9 protein-coding genes and 1 pseudogene are annotated in these 10972 nt (G+C 40.3%); 8 read left to right on the plus strand and 2 right to left on the minus strand.

The features are described 5' to 3' along the window. Positions 1–199 precede the first annotated feature (199 nt). From AC2JBO_RS37810 to AC2JBO_RS37840, 7 genes and pseudogenes are all read left to right on the plus strand, one after another. Positions 200–577 carry a response regulator transcription factor gene (locus AC2JBO_RS37810; RefSeq protein ID WP_496958780.1) on the plus strand — a complete coding sequence of 126 codons (378 nt, stop codon included), beginning with the start codon at positions 200–202 and terminating at the stop codon, positions 575–577. A 13-nt stretch (positions 578–590) separates the two neighbouring features. Continuing rightward, the gene (locus AC2JBO_RS37815) at positions 591–1085 is read left to right on the plus strand and encodes a chemotaxis protein CheW (RefSeq protein ID WP_496958781.1); all 495 of its coding nucleotides are present in this window, start codon (positions 591–593) and stop codon (positions 1083–1085) included. Between the two features lie 155 nt (positions 1086–1240). Next, entirely contained in the window at positions 1241–4069 is a 2829-nt protein-coding gene (locus AC2JBO_RS37820; RefSeq protein WP_496958782.1) for a methyl-accepting chemotaxis protein, read from the plus strand. 230 nt (positions 4070–4299) lie between these two features. Continuing rightward, entirely contained in the window at positions 4300–7419 is a 3120-nt protein-coding gene (locus tag AC2JBO_RS37825) for a hybrid sensor histidine kinase/response regulator (RefSeq protein WP_496958783.1), read from the plus strand. A gap of 240 nt (positions 7420–7659) precedes the next feature. Then, a complete protein-coding gene (locus AC2JBO_RS37830) occupies positions 7660–7869 on the plus strand; it encodes a hypothetical protein (protein WP_496958784.1) in 210 nt (69 codons plus the stop codon). A 42-nt stretch (positions 7870–7911) separates the two neighbouring features. After that, positions 7912–8163: a hypothetical protein gene (locus AC2JBO_RS37835; protein ID WP_496958785.1), complete on the plus strand. Its 252-nt coding sequence runs from the start codon at positions 7912–7914 to the stop codon at positions 8161–8163. Then, a pseudogene (locus AC2JBO_RS37840) lies at positions 8145–8483 on the plus strand (methyl-accepting chemotaxis protein); the annotation flags it as partial. The gene AC2JBO_RS37835 and the pseudogene AC2JBO_RS37840, both read left to right, overlap by 19 nt. 64 nt (positions 8484–8547) lie before the next feature. Here AC2JBO_RS37840 and AC2JBO_RS37845 read toward each other — a convergent pair. Then, positions 8548–8832 (minus strand): DUF427 domain-containing protein, encoded by a 285-nt coding sequence (locus AC2JBO_RS37845; protein WP_496958786.1) that lies wholly within the window; start codon positions 8830–8832, stop codon positions 8548–8550. Positions 8833–9131: 299 nt separating this feature from the next. Here AC2JBO_RS37845 and AC2JBO_RS37850 point away from each other — a divergent pair, with 299 nt between their 5' ends. Continuing rightward, positions 9132–10064, plus strand: coding sequence for a tetratricopeptide repeat protein (locus AC2JBO_RS37850; RefSeq protein WP_496958788.1), 933 nt, complete (start codon positions 9132–9134; stop codon positions 10062–10064). 115 nt (positions 10065–10179) lie between these two features. Here AC2JBO_RS37850 and AC2JBO_RS37855 read toward each other — a convergent pair whose 3' ends face one another. Beyond that, positions 10180–10878: a Nif3-like dinuclear metal center hexameric protein gene (locus AC2JBO_RS37855; protein ID WP_496958787.1), complete on the minus strand. Its 699-nt coding sequence runs from the start codon at positions 10876–10878 to the stop codon at positions 10180–10182. Between the last annotated feature and the right edge of the window lie 94 nt (positions 10879–10972).

A 10972-nucleotide genomic window follows, 5' to 3' on the forward strand; every position in this document is an offset into this window, starting at 1 on the left:
AGCAAAAATGGTACGTTCTAGTGGTTATTTAACCAAGCCCTTTACTCAATCGGAATTATTAAAGATGGTGCTTAAACACATAACTTAATCTTAACCTACGCCTTTGTATTTGGCAAATTTGGGAAGTTTTCCCAAATAAGATAATTTATTTATTAGAAGCATATATTACTGTTCGACTAATCGGTTGAGGGAATAAAAAATGACTCTTACAATGCTAAGTACAATTTTAATAGTCGAAGACTCTCCTAGTGAATTGGAGTTAATGAGCCATTATCTCAACGAAAGCGGTTATCAAGTTATTAAGGCAACTGGCGCCAAAGAAGCTCTAGAGAAAGCTACTTCGTTCAAGATCGACATTATTGTCACCGATGTTGTTATGCCTGGGATGAGTGGTTTTGAACTGTGCCGCGCGCTGAAACGTAACTCTATGACACAAAAAGTTCCCATTGTAGTTTGTAGTTCTAAAAACCAAGAGATTGACCGTTTGTGGGCAATGCGACAAGGTGCGGATGCTTACATTACTAAGCCTTACACGCGCGAAGAATTACTAGTAGCGATAAAATCACTGACAACGTAAATACATTTGAACTATGAGCAATTCTAAACTTCCAACCTCTACGGCAGAAAATTTAAGTAGTCTAGGAGATGGCTATCTTAAGTTTCAAGTTAACCAGCAAACTGCTGCGGTTATTTCAATGCGGCATACTCAGGAAGCCATTGTAGCACCAGTGGAATCTGTGACTTCAATGCCAGGAATGCGGGAGTGTATATTAGGACTAATGAATTGGCGTAGTCGAATTGTTTGGGTGGTTGATTTACCCAGAATGCTCAATCTAGAGTCAGTAGAAACTCGGTTACGCCAATATAACATAATTATTGTTCGAGTTGATTTGCTGTTGCTTGGCTTGGTTGTTGACGATATTCTAGGAACCGTAAAATTTACCCCTGATGAAATTCATTCCCCAGTTGGGCAGGTTGCATCAAGTTTGGTTCCATATTTACGCGGTTGCATTATGCAACAACAAATGCTGTTGGTATTAGATGCACAAGCAATTGTGCATTCTTCCATATTACAAGCAAATTAAGGGGGAAGGGCAAAAGTTATATAAAAACTTTTACCCTTTTACCCTTGCCCTTTTCTCTTAATATACTTCTAAAACGTGCGTCTATAATGAACGGCTAGTTAAAAAGATAGGTTACATCTCGTGTTCTCAATAACTTCACTGAGGGAAATGCTTTTATGTTTAATAAGACTGCAAAGAGTAGCGATGCCCAAAAACAACCGTCTTTAAAACCATCCGAATTAAATACAACTGTAGACGCAGACAAAATTGTTTTGTATAATATGTCTAAGAGAGATGAAAAAAGTCATCTTTCAAATAGTTCTTTCAAAGGCAAACTTGAAAGACTAAGCCTACGAACAAAAGCAACAATTATTGCGATTGCAATTAGTACTCTTCCTGTTTTGGGACTAGGTATTTTAACTTATTTGATTTCGAGTCAATCAATTGAGAATAAAGTGTCTCAGCTTCAACAGTCAGAAGCTGACGGTTTAGCCGATAAACTCAACCGCTTTATGATTGAGCGTTATGCAAACGTTCAGTTACTATCAAACTTGTCAGTTTTAGCAAATCGGAAAATTCGTGAATCCTTTTCTCTGGAGGAAAAACAAGCTTTTCTAGATAAAATTATTGATGCAAATAAAGTCTATGACAGCATTGCTATTGTAGATTTAAACGGTAACGTTATTGCTCAATCACAAGGCTCACAACTACCAAATCTAGCAAACCGCGATTACATCCAAGAGGTTAAAAAAACTAATCGTATTTTTATCAGTCAACCGCAAATTTCCACAACATCCAATCAACTCAGCGTTTATACGGTTGCACCTATTAAAGATACTTCTAGTAATGAAACAATCGCAATTGTAAGAGCGAGAATTCCTGTAAAATCTCTGGAAAATGTAATTAAAAACTACGGCGAAAACGGGAGAAAATACGCTATAGCTGATGCTAACGGCAAGTTATTTTTGACAACAGAAAAAAGCCAAATTGGTAAAAACGTCAAAACTGATTATCCCGGTTTAGAAGCACAGCTAGCTAGAAGCAAATCTGGTACATTTGTTACAACTCAAAAATCAGGTGGAAGTAAGGAAGTTGTTAGTTATGCTTCGCGCGGACTCGAAGGTTTGCCTGATTTAAAATGGCAAGTTTTGTTGGCAACTGATAAAGCAACAGCGTTTGCAGCGCAACGACAATTGTTGTTAGCTACTGCTTTAGGTACAGGAATTACCGCTTTACTTGTGGCAGCACTTGCTTATTGGTTAGCAAAACGCGCGACAGAACCAATTTTGAATGCAACTGCTGCTGTTGCCAGGTTGGGTCAAGGTGAACTTTCGACGCGCTTGGAAGTTGAGCGTGGTGATGAATTAGGTGTTTTAGGCGCCAACATTAACCAAATGGCGGATCAAATGCAAGCTCTACTGAAAACACAAGAATTAAACGCAGAGCGAGCGAAGAACCTAGCGGAAATCACCTTACGGATACGGCAAACACTTAAGTATGAAGAAATTACCAAAACTGCCGTTCGTGAAATTCGTCAAGCTTTACTAACCGACCGAGTGGTTTTTTACCAGTTTGATTTACAAACTTTGGAAGGAAGAATAGTTGCTGAATCTATAGTGCCAGGTTACCCGAAAATGATGGGTGTAGAAATCGATGACCCTTGTTTCCGAGAAAGACACGCGGAAACGTATAAAGATGGGCGAGTCAGGGTAATTAGTAATATCTACGAAGACCCTAGCTTGAAAAATGCTGGCTGCTACATTAAAATGCTGGAAAAATTTGCCGTGAAAGCAAATTTGATTGCGCCAGTAATCAAGCAAAACCAATTAATTGGACTACTTATTGCTCACCACTGTGATAGTCCTCGTCATTGGCAACCCTTAGAAGTTGATTTATTTAAGCAACTGGGTATTCAAATAGGTTACGCCATTGAACAAGCACAACTTCTTGAAACCGTCGAAAAAGGTCGCATGGTCGCCGAAAGAAGCACTGAAGATGAGCGTCATCAAAGAGAAGCACTGCAAATGCAACTTCTCGAACTACTTAGCGAAGTTGAAGGCGCCGCAAGTGGAGATTTAACTGTACGCGCGGATGTTACTGCCGGAGAAATTGGCACGGTTGCTGACTTCTTTAACTCAATTGTTGAAAACTTGCGCGAAATCGTTACACAAGTTCAACAAACAGCAATAAAAGTTAACGATGCGATTTACGTTAACTCAGGGGCAATTAACCAACTTGCTGATGAAGCTCTTCAACAAGCTGGGGAAATCAATCGCACTCTCGGTGCAGTTGATAACATGACAAAAGACATGCAATCAGTAGCCCAAAACGCTCAAAAAGCGGCATTTGTCGCAAATACCGCGCGTAACACTGCCGTAAAAAGTGGAATAGCGATGGATATGACGGTGCAAAATATTTTGGGTTTGCGTGAAACTGTAGGAGAAACCGCCAAGAAAGTGAAGCGTCTAGGTGAGTCTACACAGCAAATTTCACGAGTGGTCGCGCTCATCAATCAAATTTCGATGCAAACCAACTTACTCGCCATTAATGCTGGTATCGAAGCAGCACGCGCGGGAGAAGAAGGGCAAGGCTTTATTGTTGTCGCCGAAGAAGTTGGAGAATTAGCGGCACGTTCAGCAGCAGCGACAAAAGAAATTGAGCAAATAGTAGAAAACATTCAGCGCGAAACTAGTGAGGTAGTGCAAGCGATGGAGTTGGGAACCACACAAGTTGTGGAAGGAACTCATATCGTAGAAGATGCAAAATCAAGCTTGAGCCAGATTTTGGAAGTATCACGCCAAATTGATACTTTGGTACAGTCAATTTCGGATGCAACTGCATCCCAGGTACAAACCTCTAGCATCGTTAGCGAATTAATGAAGCAAATTGCCGTATCCTCGCAACGTACTAGCCATTCCTCGCGACAAGTGTCACAATCATTACAAGAAACAGTTGCAATATCTGAGCAACTGCAATCAACCGTTGGCACTTTCAAAGTCAATTAGTTAATGGTACAGAAAAGTTCAGTCAAAATTGGAGCAGGAATGTAACAGGAGTGTGTGTAGTGAGGGCATAAAATAAAAGTTTGTAGTTGATAGTTCTTGCATCTCGGTTACTATTAGCTATTAACTAGTAAATAAGATATGTTACTCACTATGACCTGTTACTTATTATTTGTAAAAAAAATAAAACAGATAAAAAAATACCAATAACTAATGACTAAGGGCTAGTAATCATGTCACAGGATAAAGAGCATGAAATCCAGATGCAGTTTCTGGAGGAAGCGACGGATTATCTGAATACGCTCGAAGGTGTTCTTCTTGAAATCGATACAAGTAACCGAATTGATATTGATAAAATTAATGCGGCATTGCGAGCAGCTCACTCGATCAAGGGTGGAGCGGGGATGATGGGGTTTCGGGTGTTAAGTGATTTAGCACACCGTTTAGAAGATTCGTTCAAGGTTTTAAAAACAAAGCGAAATTCCGTTTTAGTTGACACCGATCTACAAAGTCTCTTGTTAACTGGTGTTGACTGGTTACGTCAAATCGTCGAGCTACACTCGCAGGGGCAAGTTTTAGACTCAGAATGGTTAGCAACTTTCTGCTATCCTGTTTTCGACGATTTACACGAGCGCTTGGGCGAACCTAACGAAGAAGACGCTTCGACAATTTTGTCATCGGAAGATGGGCAAGATATAATTCCCTTGCTATTTCAAACTGAGGTCGAGGGATGTTTAGAGCGTCTGGAATCGATGCTTGTAGATAACCAGCATGAAAGCCTCAAAGAAGAGGTTAGCATTATGGCGGCTGAGTTGGGTGGGTTAGGGGAGATGTTACAGTTAGAAGCGTTTAGCCGCTTGTGTGAGTCAGTAACAAATCACTTAGAATACGCAGACCCAGAACATATTACCCTTATTGCTCGTGCCGCACTTAATACCTGGCGCCGTTCGCAAGCGCTAGTATTAACAAATCAATTGGACAGTTTGCCTAGCGAACTTGAAATTCTAGAAACAACCCAATCTCCAAAATCTACTGATTCTATTGCAGTTACAAGTGATACAGAAATATATAGTGATATAGAAGTAGGCGCCGGACTCGAGGAAGTAGCAGAAGTAGCAGAAGTAAAAGCATTGTCATGGTTGGATAATGAAGTTTTAACTACAGATTTTGAAGCTTTAGAAGCAGCGTTCGCAATCGAAAGTACAGCAGCTGAATTTGAGGAAGTAGAATTGCTTGAACCTGTCGCTGCTTCTGATTACAATAGCGGTGACGAATTTCAAGATTATCAACTGCAAAATCTTAGCGATACTGTAGAGCGTAAAGAGCAACCCGAAAAAGCTAGGGAACGGGAAGGTACTGAAAACACAGTACGTGTTCCGAGTAAGCAACTTGAACAAATTAATGATTTGTTTGGTGAGTTAGTAATTCAGCGTAACGGATTAAATTTGCAACTTGAGCGGTTGCGTAAGCTAGTTCGTAATCTTAACCAGCGAGTTCATGTTCTAGAACGTGAAAACCAGTATTTACGCGCGGCATATGACAAAATTTCAACGCGCGCGTCTGAATATTTTAATACACAGCCAACAGTAATTTCCGAAGTACCACCTTACTTTGCAGCAAGTCAAGAACTCGAAGATAGCTTGGAGTTTGCAAATGGAAATGAGGTTCATAGTATTGAACATCGTTTTGATGCTTTAGAAATGGACCGCTATAACGAACTTAATTTGCTATCGCAGGAGGTAATGGAAACTATTGTTCAAGTCCAAGAAGTCACAACTGACTTACAACTTAGTCTTGATGATACAGATAACATTTCTCGCAAACTCAACAAAACCTCGAAACAACTCCAGCGCAAACTAACTCAAGTGCGAATGCGTCCGCTTTCGGACATTTTAGACCGCTTTCCACGAGCGTTAAGAGATTTGTGTATCGAATACGGTAAAAACGTACAGTTAAAGATCGAAGGTGGTAACACTTTAATCGAGCGCAGCATATTAGAAGCGCTCAACGACCCATTAATGCATTTAGTTAGAAATGCTTTTGACCACGGTATAGAAGACCCAGCTTCTAGAGTTGTAGCAGGCAAAACTGAACAAGGAACTATCGAAATCAAAGCGACGCACCAAGGCAACCGTACCATTATTACAGTGCGTGATGATGGTCGTGGTATCCCACTGAATAAAATTCGCAACCGTGCTGTAGCAATGGGGTTGGACGAAACTTTGCTATCTGCTGCAACCGAAGAAGAATTGCTATCACTAATTTTTGAACCCGGTTTTAGTACTACCGAACAAGTTACCGCTCTTTCTGGTCGCGGTGTTGGGATGGATGTGGTCAGAAGTAACTTGAAACTAGTGCGAGGCGATGTCAAAGTTAATACATATGCAGGTCAGGGTACTATATTTAGCCTCTCAGTACCTTTTACACTTTCTGTGGCACGAGTGCTACTTGTGGAAAGCAACCGGATGTTATTAGCATTCCCTACCGATATAATCGAGGAAATATTCTTATCACAAGAAGACCTTGTATACCCAATGGGAAATGGCGAAGTTCTCAACTGGCAGGGCAATATGCTACCACTGGTTCGTCTTGGAAAATACTTAGAGTTTAACTGTCCTCGCTTTGATAACCCTAACTTAGAAACGGCACCTGCGATCAATGCCGAGTCGATATTAATTATTCGAGGTAACAACCAACCAGTTGCTGTAAAGATAGATAAAACTTGGGGAGAACAAGAAGTTGCCATACGTTTAGTCGAAGGTAATATTCCATTACCTCCAGGCTTTAACAATTGTACAATTCTTGGTGACGGACGAGTTGTGCCTTTAGTCAACGCCAGTGAGTTATTATACGCAATTGCGAAGAGCGAAAGTACACCTCGTAACCAACAACTACCATCCGCGCGTTTAAAAACACCTTTCATTAATTCATCTCACGAAAAACCCCCAGCATCGCCCAAAAATCAAAAAGGCACTATTTTGATTGTTGATGACTCAATTAACGTGCGTCGTTTCCTTGCTTTAACTCTGGAAAAAGCTGGATATAAAGTCGAACAAGCAAAAGACGGACAAGACGCTATTGAAAAGCTCCAAACAGGTTTAACTGTTCAAGCTGTTATTTGCGATATTGAAATGCCACGTGTGGATGGATATGGCTTCTTAGGACGTGTCAAATCTAACACTGACTTTAAAGGTATACCCGTAGCAATGTTAACTTCCCGTAGCAGCGACAAACACCGTCAACTCGCAATCCAACTAGGCGCCCGCGCTTACTTCTCAAAACCATATAATGAACAGGAACTATTACGCACTCTAGATGATATTATTTTCCCAATGGCAGGAGCAACTAAATAAATAATACTATACATGAATTATTATAAGCTCTAATCGTAGCACAGGTAAAAGCGCGCCTGTGCAGTAATTGTATTTACCACGAAAACGTAGGGTGCGTGACGCTAAACATCTTTGCGCTACGTTGAAATTCATAGTTTGGTGCGTGACGCTACACGTCTTTGCGCTACGTTGAAATTCATAGTAGCGTCACGCACCCTACGTTTTCATATATTACAAAAATTATTACTTGGATAACTAATTATGTATAACAACAGTCAAGTCCCATCGTCAAATTCAAAAAGCAAAAGCGTGCAATTTTTGGAGTATTTCTATAACTTGCCGATTAGCCATAAGCAAATGATAGCGTTAATTGCTTGTGAAATAGTATCTATCTTAGGTATAGGAATGGGCGCCACACTAATGATTACTCAAGGATTGAGAAGCCAATTACTCGAACAAGCAAAATCATAAATCGCAGTTACAAATATTAATTATAATATCAAAATTAATCAAATGGGTTTTGGCTTTCGTCGTCAGTCACATAACTCAGCCCTAATTCGTGCGACAGTTAATCATAATTTAGGTAAATCGTTAAATAAAATTTCTCAGTTGGAAGTTAAACAAATTTTAACAAACGAAGTTAAAGCAAGACAAATCGAATATGCAACTTTGGTTGGGAAAGATTTAAAAATTATTGCTAACGCGGGAGCAGACCGAGCAGGTAAAGTTTTTAACCCTGACAATTTAGTCTACGAGATATTGTGACAAAAGTAAAAACAACAGCGACTCAAGTTAATGATGCAATTGGTTCTAACTCAGCAGAAATTCGGCGACTCGCACAAGAAGCGCTTGGACAAGCAGCAGAAATTAACAATACACTTGATGCCGTTGATGACATGACACAATCAATGCACAACGTAGCTGATAGCACGCGAACTGCTGCCACAGTTGCAAGCATAGCAGCACGTAACGCCACTATAAGCGAACAAGCAATAGACCTTACTGTTGAAAAAATCATGCACTTGCGGGAAACTGTAGGTGAAACAACCAAAAAAGTGAAGCGTTTGGGTGAGTCAACTCAGCAAAAGAAGGAGTGCGCTCGTGCTGAGTAAGGTTAGGAGTGTGAGAACTCAGCACGAGCGCACTATTCTAACTTTCGACTTTTACACCATGCCAAAAAGCAACATATCCTTCGATTTGTTTTGCTTTTTCTTTTGCACTAGGGTAGTACCATGCAGCATCTTTGTTTTCTTGCCCGTCAACTTCAATGCTGTAATAGCTTGCAACACCTTTCCACGGACAGGTTGTATGAGTATTGCTTTCTTTAAAATATTCCTTGTTAATTGCGTCAGCAGGAAAATAATGGTTGTTCTCGACGACTATAGTTTTGTCGCTTTCCGCTAAAACGGCGCCGTTCCACGTTGCTTTTGCCATAAGTAATTTTGGTTGTACTGAGAATTTACATTTATTTTACATTCATACATCTTTACATAACACAGGTAGGACTGCACGGGCGGGATGGCACAGGCTGGAAAGCCTGTGATACGGGCGCCGTTGCTTTATGTGATTATTCCCGTGGAATGGTTACATCTATAACTATTAACTATTATCTATGTGTTTATTGTTACAAAAATATCTATAATCTTAAGATTTTTTATCATAGGTTAACAACTTACCTATCAAGTCATGCTATTGTTTTTAGAAATGTGAGTTGAAAATCAGTCTAAGGTATGATGCCAAATTCATTTAAATTGTCATTGAGCTTGGAAGCAGAGTTTTTTTTCCAGCAAGGACTCCGCCGTAACAAGACGGAGAAGTTTGAGGCAGCGATTGCAAGTTTTGACAAAGCGCTGCGATGTAAGCCAGAGTATCCCGAAGCATTATTTCAGAAGGGTTTTGCGTTAGGTTCATTGGGCAAGCACGAACAAGCGATTACCTGCTTTGACCAAATGCTAGTTTATAAGACCGATGATTGCTGGGTTTGGCATAATCGAGCTATAGCTCTTGGTAAATTAGAACGTTATGATGAAGCACTTAACAGCTTTGAGCGCGCGATTGAGTTTAATCCAAATGGAACGACTGCGTGGCATAATCGTGGTTTGACTTTATGTGATTTGGGGCAGTATGAAAAAGCGATTCTTAGCTTTGAGCGCGCGCTCTTATTACAGCCTGATGCTTATTGGGCATGGTATAACCGAGGCAATGCTCTAAAGCAGTTGAAACGCTATGAGGAAGCTCTCAATAGCTACGACCGTGCGATAGAATTTAGCCCGAAAAATTTGCTGGCTTGGTACTATCGTGGTGTAAACTTGCTGGAATGGGGGCGCCACGACAAAGCAATTCTTAGTTTTGACCGTGCGTTAGTGATTCAACCACAGTACTATAAGGCTTGGCTAAACAAAGGTATTGCTTGGGAACATTTGAAAGACTACGAAAACGCCATTGCTTCTTACAATCAAGCTCTCGAACTAGCACCAAGTGATGACGCTGTTTGGTATAACCGAGGTCGCTGCTACATGATATTAAACAATATAGACCGTGCAGTTGAAAATCTTCGCCAAGCGATTAGCATCCATCCAGAGAAGTATTTACCAATTATTAAAACAGACTCTCAATTCGATGCAGTACGTCATGATGACCGCTTTCAAGCTTTACTTAAGTGCTGAGTGCTAAATTCTGAGTGCTGAGTGGGATTGAGAGAGTGGAGCTTTTTATATTTTAAAGTGGTGTGGTTCGATTCAAATTATCAATTTTAAGCACTTTTATAATACCAGTCAGCAATTAACTATTTACGATTAGCGCTAACTTTGACCACCGTTGTTGTAAGATGCTAACGAGGGTATTTAAGCCCCAAACTTCACAACGATAATGGCCGATGGCAATTACTGATGTTTGTGTATCTATGATCGCTTGTGCCGCTGGTTGTCTTATTTGTCCTGTTATATAAACATTAACATCTTGTAACGCAGCTTCTCGTACCAGCAAATCTGTCATGGCGCCAACCACAGCTATTTTTCTCACTTCGCTTTCATGTGCCGCCCGTATTTGCTCGTACCCTCCAAAAATTTCATTGACACAATTACATATACTAGTAAAACTTTGATTAGGCGCCTGTCCAATCATACCAATAGGTCTATTTTGTTTTTCTCCAATTACTTCTAAATTAGACAAGCTTAAAACATCAGCTAAACGGGAATTAAAGCCCAGCGTCAAAGATTCATCAAACGGCAAATGATAAGAAATTACCCCTATATCTGGTGGAAGTTGCTCAACATCAAGCTTCCAAGGACGATGTAAAAATAATGCGTCAATATCATGACTTTTTACCCAGTCATATAAACCATCCCAAGGTTCCAGCGCTAAACCTAAACGCTGAATAGAGCGCGCGGAAGGTAAATATATACCACCTTGTTCATCTTCGTCATAACGTTCAACCTTGAAAAAAGTGTTTAGAAACTTAGTAATTGTATCTAACTGCATAAATTATTTAGTGTAATTAATCCCCCCAACTCCCCTTAATAAGGCAGGGCTGTTTCATTCCCTCTCAAATCGGATTTGTCAAGATGGTTAGCTA

The organism is Calothrix sp. CBUCES-K 9914, from assembly GCF_059640475.1.